The following is an 18,891-nucleotide window of genomic DNA, read 5'->3' as shown; positions in this document are numbered from 1 at the left end:
ACCAACAAAGATCTCTCAAAGGCTCCTAATTTTCCAAAGAATATTAGGAGCTTTTTTATATTTTTGCTCGCATATTATTTTGAACTAGCATGGGAAGAGCATTTGAATTTCGTAAAGCACGTAAGATGAAACGTTGGTCTGCAATGGCCAAAGCGTTCACCAGGATTGGAAAAGATATTGTTATGGCTGTAAAGGAAGGCGGCCCCGATCCTGATTCCAATGCCAAACTACGTGCTGTTATTCAGAACGCTAAAAGCGTTAATATGCCTAAGGATAATATTGAGCGGGCCATCAAGAGAGCCAGCGATAAATCCCAGGGAGAATATAAGGTTGTTCTTTTTGAAGGTTACGCCCCTCACGGGATCGCCGTCCTTGTAGAAACAGCAACCGATAATAATAACCGAACCGTTGCGAATATCAGGTCTCATTTCAATAAATGTGATGGTAACCTTGGCACTTCAGGTTCTGTAGAATTCATGTTTGACCATACCTGCAATTTCAGGGTTAATGCTGAAGGTGTGGATCCGGAAGAACTTGAATTGGAACTAATAGATTTTGGAGCGGAAGAAGTCTTTGAAGACGAAGACGGAATTCATATCTATGCACCTTTCCAGTACTTTGGAAGTATCCAGAAGGAACTGGAAAATCGTGAAATCGAGATCATCTCATCAGGTTTTGAAAGAATCCCACAGGTCACAAAAAGTCTCTCTGCTGAACAGGCAGCAGATGTGGAAAAACTCCTGGAAAAACTGGAAGAAGATGATGACGTACAAAACGTCTATCATACGATGGAAATTTCTGAAGATTAATCAGAAATTTTCAGGGATCTTTCCCTGGGCTCCTTTATAAAATTTCATGATCTCAGCCAGGTCATTTTCATAATTACCGGTAGGATAAAATGCCTTGTTAATTGTTACGGTTTTCGTTCCAAAATCGAAAACCACCGGGATTATGGGTGCCTCTGCCTTTAGCGCTATAAAATAAAAGCCACTTTTCCACCTTTCGGTCTTCTTTCTTGTACCCTCAGGTGAAAGTGCCAGCCTGAAAATTTCATTATTATCGAATAATTCAGCGATCGCATCCACCTTCTTCTGATTACCAGTTCTGTCCAGAGGTGAGCCTCCAACCATTCTGAAATACCATCCGAAAGGCGGCTTGAAAAGTTCTTTTTTACCAACGAAATCTATATGAACCTTAATGATACTTCTTACCAATAAGCCAATAAAGAAATCATAAGAGCTCGTGTGGGGAGCCACGATCACCACGCATTTCTTTATGGCAGGATCAAAGAAATTCTTCAGTTTCCAGCCTAAAACATTAAAATAAATAAGCTTTGCCAGCCAGCGCATATTTTTCTATTCGCGGGAATGCTTTACAGATTTGTCACCTTTTCGCCTCTTTTTTTCTTCTCGGAGAAGCGATAATTCCCTACCGGTTTGTCCTTTCACCGAAGTGTTCTCCTGTGCCCTGCGCATAAGGTATGGCACCACATCCCGTACAGGCCCGAATGGAACCAGTTTCACAGAATTATAACCCTTTCTTGCCAGGTTATAACTAATATGATCACTCATCCCGTATAACTGACTAAACCAGATACGCTCGTCATCTATAGAAAGCCCCTTGTCTTCTATGATCTGAAGAGCCAGATAACTGCTAACTTCGTTATGAGTTCCTATAAATACAGAAATATCTTCCAGATGGTTAAGGCAATAAGAAAGCACACTGTTGAAATTAACATCAGTAGCCTCTTTGCTTTCACAAATCGGAGTAGGATAGCCCAGTTTTTTAGCACGTGCATTCTCCTTTTCCATATAGGCACCCCTAACGATCTTGGCCCCAACTTTAAAACCTTCCTTTTTACCTTTTTCGTGAAGGTCTTTCAAATAAGCCAATCGGTCCCATCTGTAACACTGAAGTGTATTAAAAATGAGCGTCTCTTCTTTATTATATTTCCGCATCATTTCTTCCATGAGCTCATCAGCAGCCCTTTGCATCCAGGTTTCTTCAGCATCAGCATATAATCTAACCTTAAGTTCGTGAGCCCTCTTACAAAGTGCATCAACTCTTTTTTGAACTCTTTCCCATTCTTCCTTCTCCTCTTCAGAAAGACTTATTCTTTCACTAACCTTTTCCCATATTTCAAACCTACCAATTCCTGTAGGTTTGAACATAGCAAAGGACACCTCGTCACTATTCTTCGCATATTCTATAAGACTAAGTTTTTTTTCAAGAGCGGCATCAAATTCCGCTTCGGTCTCTTTACCCTCAACCGAATAATCCAGAATACTATGCAGGCCTTCATTGTACATTTCTTTTGTTACCGGCTTGCAGTCTTCTTCCGTGACGCCCCCACAAAATTGTTCGAAGATCGTCTTCTTAATAAGCGTCTCAACCGGCAGATGTAATTTTAGGGAAAGATTTGTTAAAAAAATACCCGAATTAACAATTAGGGGATGTTTCATTAATCCAAAAAGGAAAAGCGCTCTGTCAAGCTCAGTATTTGATTTGAGCTTAAATGCCGCTTTGGTGTTGTTGAAGATTTTTTTTCTAATCATGGTGTGGTAGTACTTAGCGCAAATATAATTATTGGAACTTGAATTTAATTAATAATTTCTCTTTATTTTCGGGGGTTTAAAAGCTATTACAATGACTGATTTACCAGCTTCTTTGAACCCTGTTCTCTATGCTGAAAACGCCTACCAAAACCTCGATCAATTTCTGGAGAAAAATGACCCTTCCAAGATCTTTATTCTGGTGGATTCCAACACCCATGAACATTGCCTCGCCAGATTCATGCAAAGATTTAAAAATGTTCCTTCTACCGAAATAATCGAAATAGAAGCAGGTGAAGAATTCAAGAATCTACAAACCTGTGAAGGTGTCTGGAATGCCCTTTCTGAACTAGGCGCCGACCGTAAGAGCCTAATGATCAACCTGGGTGGTGGCGTGGTGACCGATCTTGGCGGATTTGTTGCATCAGCATTTAAACGTGGGATCAAATTCATTAATGTTCCCACTACCCTTCTGGCTATGGTAGATGCCTCGGTTGGAGGTAAAACGGGAGTCGATTTAGGTAATCTGAAAAATCAGATAGGGGTGATCAACCAGCCCGAAATGGTGTTGATAGATACACAATTCCTTTCCACCCTTCCTCAAGAAGAAATGAGGAGCGGCCTTGCAGAAATTCTGAAGCACGGGCTAATAGCGAGTGAAAGCTACTGGGAGAAGGTCTCCAGGTTGGACAGGCTTGATCTTTCAGATCTTGAAGATGTGATCAAGGAATCGGTTGAAATTAAAAAGGAGGTTGTCACCAAAGACCCTTATGAAGACAACCTTAGAAAAACCTTAAATTTTGGACATACGTTGGGCCACGCCATAGAATCGTATTGCCTTACCCATCCAGAAAGAAAAAAATTGCTGCATGGAGAAGCCATTGCCATAGGCATGATTATGGAAACCTATATTTCAACAGAACTGGAAGATTTTCCTCAAGAGAAGTTTGAAAACATACGCAACGTGATCCTTGATATTTACGGTAAGGAATTTTTTCATGAAGAAGATATCGAACCTATAAAAGACCTCATGAAATTCGATAAAAAAAATGAGAGAGGGAATATCAATTTTGTACTTCTCAAAGATGTTGGTAAACCGGTGATAGATATTGTAGTTCCGGATGATATGGTAACAAAAGCATTTAGGTGTTATACAAATATCTGATTATTAAGATATTAAAAATTAAATATAATTAGCCACAATGTTTTGTATGCAATTTAATTTTTTATTTATACTTGCATAAACCATTCAAACTATGAAAAGGATAATCGTAGACTACAAAAAGCTCACCCCTGAAATTCTTGGCCTCCTGGTAGAGAAATACCCTGATGGCTACGATGACGATCACATTATTTCATTTAAGAATGCCAAAAATGAGACGGTAGACGCTGTGGAAGTGCGTACCGATGATACCATATACCTGGTAAAAGTGAGCACACGTCTTGAAAATACAATGGCGAATTTTGATGAAGATGACTACGAAGATTCCGAGTTCAATGATCCAATTGTAGAGATTCCTGAGAAAAACGATGAAGATACGGGAGATGAAGATGATGATCTTGATAAATAAAAAAAGGAACGCGAAAAGCGTTCCTTTTTATTTTTAGGTCAATTTTTTATCAGGCATGCTGAAGGTCATGCTTACCCTCCTTAATCTCCTCTATCACCTTCGAGTTAAAGGCAGGCAGATCACCGGGATTTCTACTGGTTACCAGCGCCTCATCTACCACTACCTCTTCGTCTACCCAAAGAGTGCCTGCATTCTCCACATCTTTCCGAATAGAATGGAAAGATGTCATTGTTCTTCCTTTAACAACCTCGGCACTTATAAGGGTCCATGCAGCATGGCAGATTGCCCCTACCGGCTTACCTTGTTTAAAGAAATCCCTGACAAAGATGAGTGCAGATTCCTCTCTTCTAAGATTATCAGGATTTATAACACCACCTGGCAATACAAGGGCATTATAATCTTTCGCAGACACTTCCTCAAGTGAGTGATCCACATCATATTCCTTACCCCAGTCATCTTTATCCCAGGCTTTGATCTTTCCTTTTTCAAGGCTAACAATATCCACTTTAAATCCTTCTTTCTCCATAGCTTCCTTTGGGGAAACCAGTTCGCTTTCTTCAAAGCCATTTGTGGCTAAAATTGCGATTCTCTTTTCCATAATAAAGTTTGATTTTTTTAGTTTACTCAAAGATAATGAGCAGTTAAGGCAATTTGTATTAAGGCCCTACTAAAACTGAAAGACATAAAGTTAAACCTTTATTAAGTAGAAGGTTCATTATTTCTATCCTCCTTTTCATCAATATCAAGATGAGATTTAAGTCGATCTATGATATGTTTTTCTTCCTTTAACTGGATACGTCTTTGTTTCAGCTTTTCCATTTCCTGATAGATTGCAGGTTCACCGAAACGATTGGGTTCCACTTTCTCCTTTTTCAATAAAGCATACTGTACGGTAAATTCAGCTCCAAAAAAAAGAATAAGACAGGTGTAATATACCCATAGCAGAATAAGGACTACAGAAGATGCCCCACCATATACGGAGGCAGGTTCACTTTTTCCAAAATAGAAACTGATAAGATATTCTCCCAGCAGGAAAAGAATGGTTGTGAGCCCGGCTCCCATGAAAGTGGTACGGAGTCTTATTTTTATATCCGGTAGCAATTTAAATATCATGGCAAAGAGACTGGTAATAAATAGAAAAGACAAAGCAAAGTCTGCTATGATCACTACAAACTCTGTAATATTGGGCATGAATTGGGCAATCTTATCAGAAATAAGTTTAATGACCGTGGATACCACAAGTGCAATAAGCAAAAGAAGTCCAATTACAAATACCATCCCCAGAGAAATGATACGATCCAGAAGCAGGCGAAAGAAATCAGATTTTTTAGCAGCAACATTCCAGATATTGTTCATGGCTATCTTCAGCTGAAAAAAAACTCCGGTAGCACCAAATACCAGCATAGCAAGTCCAAAGATAACAGCCCACGTAGAATCCTGAGAAAGCGCCGCATTCTCTATCATATTTTCTACGGCATTGGCCGTATCCTCACCAATAAATTCAGAAATCTCGCCCATTAATCTCCCCCTAACAGCTTCTCTACCGAAAAAATATCCGGCTATGCTGACTACAATTATTAAAAGAGATGGAAGAGAGAAAAGCGCATAATAAGCTATGGTTGCGCTACGAGCATAAGGTTCATTCTTGTTCCAGCTTATATAAGTTTTTTTGAGTAGTTTAAAGAATATTTTTACGGAGTTCCACATCAAAGATATCGGTTAGTTATGATGTCTTTATGATGCAACGCATGCCCGGCCATGATAAAGCCAATGGCGCGGGCTGTTGCAGTCATATCGTTCATCATGCCTTTAACTCCCAGCATTTGATCTGTAAAACTCTTAAAAAGAAAAATCCCTGATTCCCTTACGGCTCTGAACTCTTTTAGCAGTTCGTCCGGCTCCCGTCTTTCTGAAGAGGAATTAAGTACATAGGCATCATGATCAAAGCCTGGCAGAGACTTAGATTCATTTCGGGCAAAACATAACGCCCGGTACTGGAAAATGCGCTCGGTATCTATAAGATGCTGAACGATCTCTAATACGCTCCATTTCCCGGCAGCATAACTATACCTCCACTTCTCACCGGGGATCGTTTTAAGAAATTCAAGAATTTCGTCGGTGTTCTTTTTAAGAGTATCAATAAGCTCGGCATCCTCAGGAATTAAATTAATATATCCCCAGTAAAAATCACCGATCTCGCCTCTGGTAAGTTCAGACTTTTTCATTGCTTTTATGCTGAGTTTCTACTTGCATTAATATTACCATACAGGGAACGAGTCACCATTTTTTCATAGGTATCCAGTTTATCAGCATTATTTTCAGTATCCCTGCTTAGCTCCTGCACTTTCCTTAGAGCATGCTGCTGTATGGTAAGTAGTGGCAATACTATACGTTCCCTGGCCTGAATAGAAGCTCTCATTGCAGGTTGATTTTGCATTAGGTGATTGTAGCCGGTCACTTTTAACAGCATCCTGTTAGACCGTTCGAATTCCTGATGTATCAACTCCCAGAACTCACCAAACTCAGGATCATTCTTCATATAGGCTGTTAAAGGAAAGAAAGACTTGGTAAGGCTCATCATGCTATTTTCCAATAATGTGCGGAAAAACTCAGAGTTTTCGTAAAGTTGTTCTACCCTGTCAAATTCACCTCTTTTTTCAAGCTCCTCCATAGCCGTTCCAACACCAAAGAAACCAGGGACATTCTGCTTCAGCTGACTCCAGCTACCTACAAAAGGTATGGCTCTGAGATCAGAAAGATTCAATTCTGCCGATTTATTACGCTTGGAAGGCCTGCTCCCAATATTTGTTTTGGCATAGTACTTTAGAGTACTCATCTTCTCAAGATAAGGGATGAACCTCGGATGCTTTTTAAAATTAGTATAGGTGTTATAGCTAATCTCTGCTAATTCTATCATGGTCTTCCTGTCTTCACCGCTCAGAATATTCTCACCATCGCTGAAGATCTCATTAGAAACACCAGAACTCAGTAATTGCTCCAGGTTATAGGTACAGGAATCCTTTGTACCAAAATTAGAACTAATGGTCTGCCCCTGAACGGTAAGCTGTATCTCCTCGTTTTCTATGGTTGGCCCTAATGAAGCATAGAACTGGTGGGTCTTTCCTCCACCTCTTGCCGGTGGTCCACCCCTACCATCAAAGAACACCACTTTAATTCCATATTCCCTGGAAATTTTGGTCAGTGCTTCTTTTGCTTTATAGATACTCCAGTTAGCCATAAGGTAACCTCCGTCTTTGGTTCCGTCACTAAAGCCCAGCATAATTGTCTGCTTGTTCCCTCTTCTTTCCAAATGCTCTTTATATACAGGATTTTTATATAGGGTCTCCATAACATTATGAGCATTCTGGAGATCAGGAACGGTTTCAAATAGAGGTATCACATCTACAGTGGGTTTTTCCCATCCACACATTCTCAAAAATGCGAAGGGCTGGAGCACTCCCTGAACACTACCACAGTTACTTATGATATAACGATTGGCACCTGCCTCACCACTTTTCTGCTGGATCTCCTGCATAGCATAGATAGAAGAAATGGTGGCTTTACCCATTCCTTCTTCAAAATCTTCGGGATCAAGTTTTCCCTGGACATTACTGAGGAGCTCTACCTGCTTATCTTCATCCAGTTCTCCGAAATTGGAAGGAAGCAGTTTTTCCGAATTAGAAGTTACCTTAACAATCTCTTCCAGAACTTCCTGATGTATTCTTGAATCCTGACGTATATCCAGAGTGGCAAAATGATAACCAAAAAGCTTCACTTTGTTCAGCATGTCATTTACTTCATCAAGGAACAAGGACTGATGATCTTTAACTAGTATTCCTTTGATCTCTTCGAGTTTAGACTCAAAATCTTCAAGTGATAGTTTAACCTCTCCGGTTTTTGAAATAGCCGATTCGTAAAGACCTCTCTCAAGGTCATTCATAAGCTCACTAACGCCTCTAAAAGTAAGTCTACGCTTCAGCTTCCTGATGTCTCTATAGTAATTCAGAAAGATAGTTCGTCGTAATCGCTTAGCTACTCTTAAGGTGATATCGGTAGTTACGAAAGGATTACCATCACGGTCACCTCCCGGCCAGAATCCAAGATTTATAACCTGGTTACCTATCTCCTCACCATCGAATATGTTTTGCTGCAGGTAATTATGTATTTTACTGGCACTCTGATAAAAGACATTTTCGAAATACCAGATAAGGTTTACCGCCTCATCATAAGGCGTAGGCTTTTCTTTTTTAAAGAATGGGGTTTTCCCCAACTGGCCTAACAACTGTTTGATCTTAACAAGATCATTTTTCTGGATCGCCTTATCCAGATCTGTTATGATCCCCAGTACAGAACCGGGATAGAATTGCGTGGGGTGAGCAGTAAGAGTAGGTCTTATCTTAAATCTGCGCAAATACTCCTTTAACTCCTCCAGCTTCTGTTTAGCCTCGGCTTCTTCCTTCACACTCCTTAAAGTTCCCCGGCCATCCATATTATTGACTATAGGAAAAGAAGCATCTTCAATGGCGTCAAAAAGGACTACCTGTCTTTCTATATACTGAATAAATCGGAAGAGAAGATCTATTTTCTCTTCTTCTGAAGGATTTTCACCATATTTTTCAAAAAAACGATCTACTATTTCAGATGGGTTTTTATTCTCCTGAAAGCCTGTTTCGCAAATCTCCTGAAATAGAGGTAAAAGAGATCCTGTTCTACTAATTTCATCATAAGGTAATGTTAGGAAAATACTGTTGTAAACCTGATATTTCGCCAGGACATTATCATTAAATCTTTCCAATCTCGGTTCTCTGTGCATAATTTAGTTTTAGGGTATTCTTTTCTTTTAAAATTATAAAAAAACCCCTTAAACAAAACAGTCTAAAGGGCCTTTAATAAAAGTTTAGGACTGTTTACAACTCCTTAAAAATGGAATGCATCAGCCGTTTTTTATCATTAATACTTTCTTCAAGCGAAATCATAGTTTCGGTACGGTACACACCCTCAATATCATCCAACTGGAAGATGATTTCCTTGGCGTGCTGGGTGTTTCTTGCTCTTATTTTACAGAACACATTGAATTTACCGGTAGTAACGTGAGCCACAGTTACAAAGGGTATATCATTTATTCTCTCCAGAACAAATTTGGTTTGCGAGGTATTCTTTAGGAATACACCCACATAAGCAATAAAGGCGTATCCCAGTTTTTTATAATCCAGGGTAAGTGAAGACCCAATGATGATCCCCGCTTCTTCCATTTTTTTCACCCGCACATGAACGGTCCCTGCAGATATTAGCAATTTTTTGGCAATATCAGTAAATGGAGTCCTAGTATTCTCGATAAGCATATCAAGAATCTGGTGGTCGGTTTCGTCTAATTTGAACTTGGCCATTTCTAAACTTCTTTTTTAATGAAGTTCAAAATTAAGACAAAATCATTGAATTTTTGATAATTAATTTGATAATTATCGAGATTTAACCTGTATTTCTGCAGTATTTAAGAGAATTTTATTAACTACAACGTTTTCGACAAGCTTCCTTCCATCCGGTAATGATATTTTTTGCTTATTCCCCTTTATCTCCCTATGACCAAATTTTTCAATTTTCATCCCAGTGTTTTCCACCACAGGTTCGAATTCTATCCTGGAATCCCGCAGTATTTCTTTAAATTGAATCCCTACCTCGCAGATTTCCCCATCCAATTCTACCTCCCGGATAACAACATCATTGAATAGTTTCTGATTCTCAGGAATTTCAAAATAACTTTTATAATCCTGAGACAGAGATTCATTGGTCGAGATCTGATACAAGCAGGAAACTAGAGACCTAAACACATATTTACGAACCTCTTCCCTTTCATAATCCTCCTTATAATGTCCTGCCTCAAACAAAATGGTTGGAGCTGACAGATGTTGAAACGTATCCCCCGCACAATTTATATTAAACGCATCATCATACCTTCCTATTTGCCCAGGCAACTGCTCGCTTAAATCTTCTGCAATCCCGGCAATAAGCCCCATACTGATTTTTCGAGCCTCATCAATACTCCTTTCCGGGTCTTTTGAAGGCGTTAAAAAAGAAAGGGTCGCGGGCCTGGCATATGGTCCGGCACTAAAAATAGTTCTCTGATCATGGAGATTCAGACAAAAATCCGGCTGGATTTTCTCAAACTGCTCCTTTAAAATCCTGCTTTCCGGCTGACTCAGATCCTGCATATCCCTGTTAAGGTCTACCGAGTTCGCATTAACACGGGTATAGGCCCTGGCACCATCAGGATTCAGCATAGGGATAAAATAAAGACTACAACTCTCCAGTATTTCAGCTAGAATAGGATGAAGCCCTCTTATATTAAAGGCCTTCAGAAGATCAATAACTGCCTTGGTGGTTGTAGATTCATTTCCGTGCATTTGAGACCACGCCAGAACCTTTCTTTTACCTTTACCAAGTTTATACATAAACACCGGTCTGTTCTCCACAGATCTTCCAATTTCCGTCAACTCGAAATAATTCTCAAATTCCTTTAACACAATATCAAGATGAGAAGGAGAGACATATCTACCAGTAATCTTTTCAAATTTCACTTCCCGATAGAAGCTATCTAAAAAGAGTTCTTTAAGGACATCATTTTTCATGTTTACAAAACTAAACATTCCATGTTTCACAAATGTAAACATAGGATTTCCTTCGTTTCGTGTACAATTGTAAACAATCTTAACCTAACCCAGCATAATGAACTTGGAAAATATCCTATTTGATGCAATAATTATTTTAATAATCTGTATTTTAGTTAGTTAAGGCTTTTTATTTAAATAATAAGTTTACTTCCTTAAAAATTGTTTACAATTGTAATAGCCTGGTTTGCTAATTAATATTTACATTTGTAAATAGATAAATTAACTAACTCGTGTTACAATGGTAAACACTGAAAAGTTCGCTTCACGTCTCAATAAAATCCTGGATTATTATGATCTTTCGGCTGCTGCATTCGCCGATAAAATTGATGTGGGCCGGTCTTCCATTTCCCATATTCTATCAGGTAGAAATAAACCGAGTCTCGAATTTGTGATGAAGGTGGTAAAGAATTTCCCTGAAGTAGAACTCTACTGGTTACTTAATGGAAAAGGGAAATTCCCGTCTGTTCCGGAAACTCCTTCAGCGATATCTTCAGAAACTGAAAAGAAAGACAGTTCTCCTGCTTACCCCCCTATGGAAGAAAAAATAACTCAGCCGCAGCAAAATATCTCACAGACCGTTACAACAATGAGCGGTTCAGGAAAAAAGATTCAGAAGATTGTGATTTTTTACACCGATGGTAGTTTTGACGCTTTTGAAAATTGATTTTGCCAGATAATTTGAATTATTTTGCAGTATGAAAAAATTACTGGCACTAATAGCTGTTCTTATGTTAAGCTCCTGCTTCAATGCAGAAAGAAAATGTCAAGACTATAGGACCGGCACCTATGAATTTGAAACCTATCTCAACGGAGAGCTCGTCACTTCAAGATTTGTAAGAAACGATAGTATCGAAATTGAAGAATTTCAGGGAGACATTGATACTTCCTCTGTCCGGTGGATCAATGATTGCGAATATATTCTCAAAAACCTCTATCCCGATGGAATGGCTGAAGAAAAGCCCATTCATATAAAAATTCTAACAACTTCCCAGAATGGCTATACTTTTGAATACGGCCAGGTAGGCGATCCCCGAAAAGCAAGAGGAGAAGTGAGAAAGGTCTCTTCTGTTAATTAATTCTGACGTTCTCGCAGCAGCTTGTTCTGTTCTTCCATGAGGTCGTTCAGGTTAGAAAGCAATTCAATGTCTTTTGGAGTTACCACCTTCTCGTTCTTTGGATCCTGGGCCTTATTTCGAAAACGGTTCATAAATTTTACGACGATAAAAACCACAAAACCTATAACCAGAAAATCAATAAGTGTTTCTATAAGCAATCCATAACCTATAGATACTTCCTTAACAAAATCTGCAGTCCCTTCGGTACCAACCGCCTCCCTTAAAACCATTTTACGGTCGGCATAATTGATTCCATCAGTCATCAGGCTCAGGGGCGGCATGATGATCTGCTTGACAAGCACATCTACCACACTGTTAAAAGCAGTACCAATAATGATACCCACGGCCATATCTACCATGTTGCCCTTAACAGCAAATTCTTTGAATTCTTTAAATAATCCCATTAATCATCAAATAATGATGCCTGTCCATCTGTTCCTGGCTTTGTATCAGGCACCGTAATTTCACCTTCTTTGATATCCTCACCACTAACTTCATCCTGCTCTACCTCTTTATCTTTTTCCTCTTCCGGATCTTCCTGCCCTTCATAAGGAATCGGATCCAAAAGATTTACCTGATTCACTTTTTCTGAGGTAAGTTGATTCCCAAGAGCCTTGATACCCTTCACCGAAATAAACTCTTCAAGATTGATGATGTCATTTTCTCGGCGTTCTTTTCCTTTTGGTTTAGTATAAACAACTTCAGCCCTGGGGTAATAATCTGTTGAAACGATCTCTAAAAATGAATCTTCATGCTCACTGATGAATTTCTCCTCCTTATCGGGATGTTCAATTAAAAAACGCTTAACATAATAGCGCTCCTTTTCAGGTTCCCAGTAGATCGCAGAAACAGGTTTGTTCTTCACCCATTTTTCCAGAACGATCATTTCATCATCAAACCTTGTGGTTAGCTCAGGTTTAATCGTTTTTGCAATTCCATCCTGAGTGATTATCAATAACCTGTCCTCACCTTTGAATTCACCCAACAGCTCGCCTCTCTCATCCACATTAAGCCTTTTCACCGTCTCATCAAACCAAATCCTTCGGGGTTTCAGGGTAGATACACCTTCTTCTTTCAGTTCTATACGCTTCACCGAATATTTTGTGACAATATTCCCTTTGACGTTTCGGCCCTTGATAAGAACATCGGCAAAGTCTACCTCGAACTTCAGTTTTCGTATGCTTCCCACCTGTCTTAGCAATACAGTTACCACTTCGGCTTCCCCGTTAGGATTAGCTGAAAAATAAAGAACTTTAGAGTCTTTCTTCCCCTGGGTAAGGTCATATTCCCTGTCTCTGGTGATGGAAGTCACGGCAAAACGTTTCACATGTGTCTTTCCGCCTTTACCATCACGATAAATCATGTTATATATGGTACGCTTGTCTTTCTTCTTGAAAATAGCAACATGTATAATGTCCTTCCCGATAAATGTTTTTGTATCGACCTTGGTCACCATCATTTTCCCGTCTGCTGTGAAACAGATCACGTCATCTATATCTGAACAATCGGTAACGTATTCGTCTTTTTTGAGAGCTGTTCCTATAAAACCTTCTGCCCTGTTTACATACAACTTGGTATTTCTGATAACCACTTTGGTGGCCTCAATATCTTCAAAAAGTCGAAGTTCTGTCTTACGCTCCCTGCCGTTACCATAGTCCTTTTTCAGTTTCTTAAAGTAATCCACGGCGAAATCGACAATATTATCAAGATGATGTTTCACCTGGGCAATATCCCCTTCCAAAGCATCAATCTTTTGCTGAGCCTTATCTATATCGAATTTTGAAATTCTCTTGATACGGATCTCGGTCAATCTAACGATATCCTCTTCAGTTACTTCCCGCTTCAGATGTTCAGTATGAGGCTTTAAACCTTTATCAATAGCCTGAATAACACCTTCCCAGGTCTCTTCCTCTTCAATATCACGATAAATACGGTTCTCAATAAAAATTCTTTCCAGAGATGCAAAATGCCACTGCTCTTCAAGTTCGTCAAGCTTTATTTCAAGTTCGCTCTTAAGAAGGTGAAGCGTATGATCTGTAGACCGGCGAAGAATCTCCGAAACTCCAAGAAAAATTGGTTTATGGTCAATGATCACACAGCCTAAAGGTGCCAGTGAATTTTCGCACTGTGTAAAAGCATAAAGTGCATCAATGGTTTTATCTGGTGATATATTATTTGGTAAATGAATAAGGATCTCAACCTCTGCGGCAGTATTATCCTCGATCTTTTTGATCTTTATCTTCCCTTTATCATTAGCTTTTAATATAGAATCGATGAGGCTGGAAGTGTTTGTGCCGTAAGGGATCTCAGTAATGGCCAGCGTATTTTTATCCACCTGGCTTATCTTAGCCCTGATTCGAACTCGTCCTCCCCGTTTTCCATCATTATAATTACTGATGTCAGCGATACCGCCAGTAGGGAAATCAGGGAAAAGTTTGAATTTTTTACCTCTCAAATGACTGATGGAGGCTTCAATTATTTCGTTAAAATTATGCGGAAGTATCCTTGTGCTCAGTCCAACGGCAATCCCTTCGGCTCCCTGTGCAAGTAATAACGGGAACTTTACAGGCAAATTAACAGGTTCCTGTTTTCTGCCATCATAAGACAATTGCCATTCAGTAAGTTTCGGGCTGTAGAGTACTTCAAGAGCGAATTTTGACAGTCGGGCCTCAATATAACGTGGGGCCGCCGCACGGTCACCGGTAAGAATATTTCCCCAGTTACCCTGAGTGTCAATAAGCAGGTCCTTCTGCCCTATCTGAACCATTGCATCGCCGATACTGGCATCACCATGAGGGTGATACTGCATGGTATGACCAACAATATTCGCCACTTTGTTGTAACGCCCATCATCCAGGTCTTTCATGGAGTGCATGATACGGCGCTGTACGGGTTTAAAGCCGTCTTCTATTGCGGGTACCGCCCGTTCCAGGATCACATATGAAGCGTAATCCAGGAACCAGTCTTTGTACATTCCGGTTACCCTAATAAGTTCTTCTTTCTTTTCTTCAAACTGCTCTTCCTGAGCTCCGTCTAGATTTTCTTCCATTAGGCAGTAACTTTAGGTGTGGTTTCCAGTACTTTTTGAAGCGAGGCCACCATCCCCTTTTTCTTTTTTCGGGTTAAAAATGTAGTATTGAATGTATATTTTCTATATCCTTTCTTTCTTCTTGATTTGATATAAATGGTAAGTGCCGAATATATCCCATAATCAATGAATTTGAACTTACCCAGTTTTCGTTTGGGGAATTCGGCTTTCTTGACCCTGTATTCCATGAATTTTGAAAAAAACACCCCATTATTCTTAAAATTGAGTGTTTCACCGTCGCTGTCAAAATCAAAACTCTGGCCAATGCGGTGTACATATAAACCAAGTAAAAGAGTAACTATATTAGGAACCAAATGACTGAAACCGATCTCCTGTTCAGTCTCCGAAGACGCCATTATCTCAATGTTCACAAAGACATTGGTAATGAATACCGCTATTAAAACGATATAAATCGAAGGGATTATCTTGATCTCGTTTCGGTTTGTGAATCTCATATGCCCAGTTCTTCTACCAGATCAAGTTCAACTTTCAGATTATCAATGATGAATTCCTGTCTGTCGGGTGTATTCTTGCCCATATAGAAACTCAGCATTTCTTCTATAGATTTCTCCCTGTCCAGCATCACCGGATCAAGACGAATATCATCACCTATAAAATGCTTGAATTCATCTGGCGAGATCTCTCCAAGACCTTTGAAGCGGGTGATCTCAACTTTTCCGGAAAGTTTTTCGATTGCCTGTTTACGCTCCATTTCGCTATAGCAATAAATGGTTTCCTTTTTATTCCTCACCCTGAATAAAGGGGTTTGCAATATATAAAGGTGGTTTTCCTTTATGAGCTCCGGGAAGAACTGAAGGAAAAATGTTATAAGCAGTAACCTGATGTGCATTCCATCCACGTCGGCATCGGTAGCGATCACAATATTATGATACCTGAGATCTTCCAGGGATTCTTCAATATTTAAAGCGGCCTGCAGCAGGTTAAATTCTTCATTTTCATAAACAATCTTCTTGGAGAGCCCATAACTGTTCAAAGGCTTCCCTTTAAGACTGAAAACCGCCTGGGTCATCACATCCCTGCTCTTTGTAATGGATCCACTCGCAGAATCACCCTCTGTTATGAAAAGAGTTGTTTCAAGACAACGCTCATGCTTGCTATCACCAAGATGCACCCTGCAATCCCTTAATTTCTTATTATGAAGACTGGCTTTTTTTGCACGATCCTTAGCAAGTTTCCTAATACCAGAAAGATCCTTCCTTTCGCGCTCAGCCTGCAATATCTTTCTATGAAGCTTTTCAGCGGTTTCAGGATTCTTATGTAGATAATTATCAAGATTTCTTTTTACAAAATCGTTTATATAAGTACGTACCGTAGGAAGGTCTCCCCCCATATCAGTGGAACCTAATTTAGTCTTGGTCTGACTCTCAAAGACAGGCTCCATCACTTTTATACTTATAGCAGCCACGATCGATTTTCTTATATCGCTTGCTTCATAATTCTTACCGTAAAATTCGCGTACCGTTTTGACCACTGCTTCACGAAAGGCAGACAGATGAGTTCCTCCCTGAGAGGTGTTCTGGCCGTTTACAAAGGAATGGTATTCCTCACTATACTGGGATTTACTATGGGTAATGGCCACTTCAATGTCATCCCCGCGCATATGAATGATGGGATATAACATATCCTCATCGCTAATGCTATCCTTTAGAAGGTCTTTAAGACCATTTTCAGAATAGAATTTTTCTCCATTAAAAACTATGGTCAATCCCGGATTGAGATATACATAGTTCTTGAGCATTTTTTCAATGTACTCGTTACGAAACTTATAGTTCTTGAAGATTACCTCATCTGGAATAAAAGTGATCTTGGTACCTCTTCGACGCGAAGTTTCATCGAGATGTTCTTCATCGGTTAAATTCCCCTGTTCAAATTCGGCGGCATGACTTTTTCCGTCTCGGGAAGATTCCACTCGAAAATAGGATGAAAGCGCATTTACCGCTTTGGTACCCACACCATTAAGTCCAACAGATTTCTTGAAGGCCCGGGTATCATATTTACCACCGGTATTCATCTTGGAAACCACATCTACCACTTTTCCAAGTGGTATACCTCTACCATAATCCCGAACAATAACGCGCTGGTTTTGTACGGAGATCTCGATAGTTTTCCCCGCACCCATTACGAATTCGTCAATACTGTTATCTAAAACCTCTTTTAGAAGAATATAGATCCCGTCATCCTGACTGGAACCATCTCCCAGCTTCCCGATATACATCCCGGGACGCATGCGGATGTGTTCTTTCCAGTCTAATGACCGAATATTATCTTCAGTGTATTTAGTAGTATTCTCGCTCATAAGTAGTCATGGAGTTATGGCCCTAATATAAGGCAATACCTAAAAAACTGAAATAATTCCAGCCTAATTTAATTAACAAAGATTTAGGAAGAAATGTTAATTAAGAAATACAAAGGTAGAAGTATGAAGGACGAAAGCCTAAAAGTCAACCTTGATAGAAATTATGATAAATACGAATTCACCTTATCCTGAAAGAAATTAAAGCACCATATTCTGGAATCTGTATGAATGTTTAAGAAAAATAAAAATCCAAAGAACTTCGTATTTCCAAATTCTAATTTCCCTAGACGTTAAAACGGAAATGCATTACATCGCCATCCTTCACGATATAATCCTTCCCTTCCACTCTCATCTTTCCGGCTTCCTTTACTTTGGCTTCACTTCCAAAGTTCACGTAATCATCATAGCCAATTACCTCCGCACGAATAAAGCCTTTTTCGAAGTCTGTGTGGATAACCCCTGCTGCCTGTGGAGCAGAAGCTCCCACTTTCACAGTCCACGCACGAACTTCTTTTTCACCCGCAGTGAAGTAAGTTTGCAGGTCCAGCAATTTATAAGCTCCCCGAATTAGTTTTGCAGAACCCGGTTCATCAAGACCAATATCCTGCAGGAACATCTGGCGTTCCTCATAATCTTCGAGCTCAGTTATATCGGCTTCGGTTCCTACAGCAAGCACTAATACCTCAGCATTTTCATCCTTAACCGCTTCTTTTACCTTTTCTACATGCTCATTGCCGTCAACAGCGGCATCCTCATTCACATTACAAACATACATAACCGGTTTATCGGTAATGAACTGTAAAGGTTTTATGAATTCCTTTCTTTCGTCTTCTCCAAGCTCTATAGCCCGAACAGATTTACCTTCCTCAAGACCTTTTTTCACCTTTAATAATGCAGCTTCCTCCTTCTGAGCATCCTTATTCCCGGTCTTGGCAGCACGTTTTACCTTATCAAGTTTTTTCTCCACCGTTTCAAGATCCTTTAGCTGAAGCTCCATATCGATGGTTTCCTTATCCCTTAACGGATCTATGGAACCATCTACGTGCACGATATTATCATTTTCGAAACATCTTAATACGTGAAGAATAGCATCTGTTTCGCGAATATTTCCAAGGAACTGATTACCCAAACCTTCACCCTTGCTGGCACCTTTTACAAGGCCGGCAATATCCACGATCTCTACAGTCGCCGGAATAACCCTTTCTGGTTTTACAAGCTCTCCAAGTTTAGTAAGCCTTGGATCGGGTACATTCACCACCCCAACATTGGGCTCTATCGTACAAAACGGAAAGTTTGCACTTTGTGCTTTTGCGTTACTTAAGCAGTTAAAAAGAGTTGATTTTCCAACATTAGGAAGTCCTACGATTCCGGCTTTCATAAATAAAAATTTTGATGCTTGTTTTTTGCGGCTGCAAAGATAGGTATAAGAATCGAGAATTTCACCCTGGCGTCATTCAAGCTTTATTAATTTATTTATCAGGCAATTATACTAATAAGGGCGATTGTTGTTTAGTATTTTTTTAACTGAAGAGGCCAACATATTTTATAATTTTAATTGGAACACGAATCACTATAATTAA

The 18,891-nt window shown here is 39.6% G+C and carries 18 protein-coding genes; 5 read left to right on the top strand and 13 right to left on the bottom strand.

The window, feature by feature from the left end:
* The first annotated feature begins 89 nt into the window (after positions 1-89).
* A complete protein-coding gene (locus EZJ28_RS04225; RefSeq protein WP_131395273.1) occupies positions 90-809 on the top strand; it encodes a YebC/PmpR family DNA-binding transcriptional regulator in 720 nt (239 codons plus the stop codon).
* Here the strand turns inward: EZJ28_RS04225 and EZJ28_RS04220 are convergent, their stop codons facing one another.
* On the bottom strand, positions 810-1,349 hold the full coding sequence (locus EZJ28_RS04220) for a 1-acyl-sn-glycerol-3-phosphate acyltransferase (protein ID WP_131395271.1): 540 nt from the start codon (positions 1,347-1,349) through the stop codon (positions 810-812).
* 6 nt (positions 1,350-1,355) lie between these two features.
* Positions 1,356-2,555: a proline dehydrogenase family protein gene (locus tag EZJ28_RS04215; protein ID WP_131395269.1), complete on the bottom strand. Its 1,200-nt coding sequence runs from the start codon at positions 2,553-2,555 to the stop codon at positions 1,356-1,358.
* Between the two features lie 91 nt (positions 2,556-2,646).
* On the opposite strand from EZJ28_RS04215, the gene aroB reads away from it, so the two are divergent.
* Together aroB and EZJ28_RS04205 are read left to right on the top strand one after the other, a co-directional pair.
* A complete protein-coding gene (gene aroB, locus EZJ28_RS04210) occupies positions 2,647-3,717 on the top strand; it encodes a 3-dehydroquinate synthase (RefSeq protein WP_131395267.1) in 1,071 nt (356 codons plus the stop codon).
* Positions 3,718-3,808: 91 nt separating this feature from the next.
* Entirely contained in the window at positions 3,809-4,123 is a 315-nt protein-coding gene (locus EZJ28_RS04205; protein WP_131395265.1) for a hypothetical protein, read from the top strand.
* Positions 4,124-4,172: 49 nt separating this feature from the next.
* On the opposite strand, the gene EZJ28_RS04200 is transcribed toward EZJ28_RS04205, so the two are convergent.
* From EZJ28_RS04200 to EZJ28_RS04175, 6 genes are all read right to left on the bottom strand, one after another.
* Positions 4,173-4,721: a type 1 glutamine amidotransferase domain-containing protein gene (locus EZJ28_RS04200; RefSeq protein ID WP_131395263.1), complete on the bottom strand. Its 549-nt coding sequence runs from the start codon at positions 4,719-4,721 to the stop codon at positions 4,173-4,175.
* A 101-nt stretch (positions 4,722-4,822) separates the two neighbouring features.
* On the bottom strand, positions 4,823-5,830 hold the full coding sequence (locus EZJ28_RS04195; protein ID WP_131395261.1) for a YihY/virulence factor BrkB family protein: 1,008 nt from the start codon (positions 5,828-5,830) through the stop codon (positions 4,823-4,825).
* Positions 5,830-6,348 carry a DinB family protein gene (locus EZJ28_RS04190; RefSeq protein WP_131395259.1) on the bottom strand — a complete coding sequence of 173 codons (519 nt, stop codon included), beginning with the start codon at positions 6,346-6,348 and terminating at the stop codon, positions 5,830-5,832. Before EZJ28_RS04190 ends, EZJ28_RS04195 begins: the two co-directional genes overlap by 1 nt.
* 5 nt (positions 6,349-6,353) lie before the next feature.
* Positions 6,354-8,936, bottom strand: coding sequence for a phosphoenolpyruvate carboxylase (locus EZJ28_RS04185; RefSeq protein ID WP_131395257.1), 2,583 nt, complete (start codon positions 8,934-8,936; stop codon positions 6,354-6,356).
* Between the two features lie 94 nt (positions 8,937-9,030).
* The gene (locus tag EZJ28_RS04180; protein WP_131395255.1) at positions 9,031-9,510 is read right to left on the bottom strand and encodes an Lrp/AsnC family transcriptional regulator; all 480 of its coding nucleotides are present in this window, start codon (positions 9,508-9,510) and stop codon (positions 9,031-9,033) included.
* 72 nt (positions 9,511-9,582) lie between these two features.
* Positions 9,583-10,791: a M14 metallopeptidase family protein gene (locus EZJ28_RS04175; protein ID WP_131395252.1), complete on the bottom strand. Its 1,209-nt coding sequence runs from the start codon at positions 10,789-10,791 to the stop codon at positions 9,583-9,585.
* Between the two features lie 238 nt (positions 10,792-11,029).
* Between EZJ28_RS04175 and EZJ28_RS04170 the strand changes: the two genes are divergently transcribed.
* Complete coding sequence (locus EZJ28_RS04170) at positions 11,030-11,455, top strand: helix-turn-helix transcriptional regulator (protein WP_131395250.1); 426 nt, start codon at positions 11,030-11,032, stop codon at positions 11,453-11,455.
* Between the two features lie 31 nt (positions 11,456-11,486).
* A complete protein-coding gene (locus tag EZJ28_RS04165; RefSeq protein ID WP_131395248.1) occupies positions 11,487-11,867 on the top strand; it encodes a DNA topoisomerase IV in 381 nt (126 codons plus the stop codon).
* On the opposite strand, the gene mscL is transcribed toward EZJ28_RS04165, so the two are convergent.
* The 5 genes from mscL to ychF form a co-directional block, all read right to left on the bottom strand.
* On the bottom strand, positions 11,864-12,310 hold the full coding sequence (gene mscL / locus EZJ28_RS04160; RefSeq protein ID WP_131395246.1) for a large conductance mechanosensitive channel protein MscL: 447 nt from the start codon (positions 12,308-12,310) through the stop codon (positions 11,864-11,866). The two genes, EZJ28_RS04165 and mscL, sit on opposite strands and share 4 nt — an antisense overlap.
* The gene (locus EZJ28_RS04155) at positions 12,310-14,955 is read right to left on the bottom strand and encodes a DNA gyrase/topoisomerase IV subunit A (protein ID WP_131395244.1); all 2,646 of its coding nucleotides are present in this window, start codon (positions 14,953-14,955) and stop codon (positions 12,310-12,312) included. The genes mscL and EZJ28_RS04155 overlap by 1 nt, the downstream gene beginning before the upstream one ends.
* Positions 14,955-15,449: a hypothetical protein gene (locus EZJ28_RS04150; RefSeq protein ID WP_131395242.1), complete on the bottom strand. Its 495-nt coding sequence runs from the start codon at positions 15,447-15,449 to the stop codon at positions 14,955-14,957. The genes EZJ28_RS04155 and EZJ28_RS04150 overlap by 1 nt, the downstream gene beginning before the upstream one ends.
* Positions 15,446-17,311, bottom strand: a complete 1,866-nt coding sequence (locus EZJ28_RS04145) for a DNA topoisomerase IV subunit B (RefSeq protein ID WP_131395240.1) — start codon at positions 17,309-17,311, stop codon at positions 15,446-15,448. The genes EZJ28_RS04150 and EZJ28_RS04145 overlap by 4 nt, the downstream gene beginning before the upstream one ends.
* A gap of 283 nt (positions 17,312-17,594) precedes the next feature.
* On the bottom strand, positions 17,595-18,689 hold the full coding sequence (gene ychF / locus EZJ28_RS04140) for a redox-regulated ATPase YchF (protein WP_131395238.1): 1,095 nt from the start codon (positions 18,687-18,689) through the stop codon (positions 17,595-17,597).
* Positions 18,690-18,891 lie beyond the last annotated feature (202 nt).

Source organism: Gramella sp. KN1008 (assembly GCF_004332155.1).
Lineage (GTDB): Bacteria > Bacteroidota > Bacteroidia > Flavobacteriales > Flavobacteriaceae > Christiangramia.
The sequence above is the reverse complement of the archived record's forward strand: the minus strand, read 5'-3'. Positions and strand labels throughout refer to the sequence as shown.

Excerpts from the sequence above, each read along its gene's own strand:
- mscL (WP_131395246.1), bottom strand. The coding sequence starts at position 12,310 with ATGGGATTATTTAAAGAATTCAAAGAATTTGCTGTTAAGGGCAACATG.
- EZJ28_RS04170 (WP_131395250.1), top strand. The coding sequence starts at position 11,030 with ATGGTAAACACTGAAAAGTTCGCTTCACGTCTCAATAAAATCCTGGAT.
- EZJ28_RS04190 (WP_131395259.1), bottom strand. The coding sequence starts at position 6,348 with ATGAAAAAGTCTGAACTTACCAGAGGCGAGATCGGTGATTTTTACTGG.
- EZJ28_RS04165 (WP_131395248.1), top strand. The coding sequence starts at position 11,487 with ATGAAAAAATTACTGGCACTAATAGCTGTTCTTATGTTAAGCTCCTGC.
- EZJ28_RS04175 (WP_131395252.1), bottom strand. The coding sequence starts at position 10,791 with ATGTTTACATTTGTGAAACATGGAATGTTTAGTTTTGTAAACATGAAA.
- ychF (WP_131395238.1), bottom strand. The coding sequence starts at position 18,689 with ATGAAAGCCGGAATCGTAGGACTTCCTAATGTTGGAAAATCAACTCTT.
- EZJ28_RS04200 (WP_131395263.1), bottom strand. The coding sequence starts at position 4,721 with ATGGAAAAGAGAATCGCAATTTTAGCCACAAATGGCTTTGAAGAAAGC.
- EZJ28_RS04215 (WP_131395269.1), bottom strand. The coding sequence starts at position 2,555 with ATGATTAGAAAAAAAATCTTCAACAACACCAAAGCGGCATTTAAGCTC.
- EZJ28_RS04155 (WP_131395244.1), bottom strand. The coding sequence starts at position 14,955 with ATGGAAGAAAATCTAGACGGAGCTCAGGAAGAGCAGTTTGAAGAAAAG.
- EZJ28_RS04225 (WP_131395273.1), top strand. The coding sequence starts at position 90 with ATGGGAAGAGCATTTGAATTTCGTAAAGCACGTAAGATGAAACGTTGG.
- EZJ28_RS04195 (WP_131395261.1), bottom strand. The coding sequence starts at position 5,830 with ATGTGGAACTCCGTAAAAATATTCTTTAAACTACTCAAAAAAACTTAT.
- EZJ28_RS04220 (WP_131395271.1), bottom strand. The coding sequence starts at position 1,349 with ATGCGCTGGCTGGCAAAGCTTATTTATTTTAATGTTTTAGGCTGGAAA.
- EZJ28_RS04185 (WP_131395257.1), bottom strand. The coding sequence starts at position 8,936 with ATGCACAGAGAACCGAGATTGGAAAGATTTAATGATAATGTCCTGGCG.
- EZJ28_RS04180 (WP_131395255.1), bottom strand. The coding sequence starts at position 9,510 with ATGGCCAAGTTCAAATTAGACGAAACCGACCACCAGATTCTTGATATG.
- EZJ28_RS04150 (WP_131395242.1), bottom strand. The coding sequence starts at position 15,449 with ATGAGATTCACAAACCGAAACGAGATCAAGATAATCCCTTCGATTTAT.
- EZJ28_RS04145 (WP_131395240.1), bottom strand. The coding sequence starts at position 17,311 with ATGAGCGAGAATACTACTAAATACACTGAAGATAATATTCGGTCATTA.
- aroB (WP_131395267.1), top strand. The coding sequence starts at position 2,647 with ATGACTGATTTACCAGCTTCTTTGAACCCTGTTCTCTATGCTGAAAAC.
- EZJ28_RS04205 (WP_131395265.1), top strand. The coding sequence starts at position 3,809 with ATGAAAAGGATAATCGTAGACTACAAAAAGCTCACCCCTGAAATTCTT.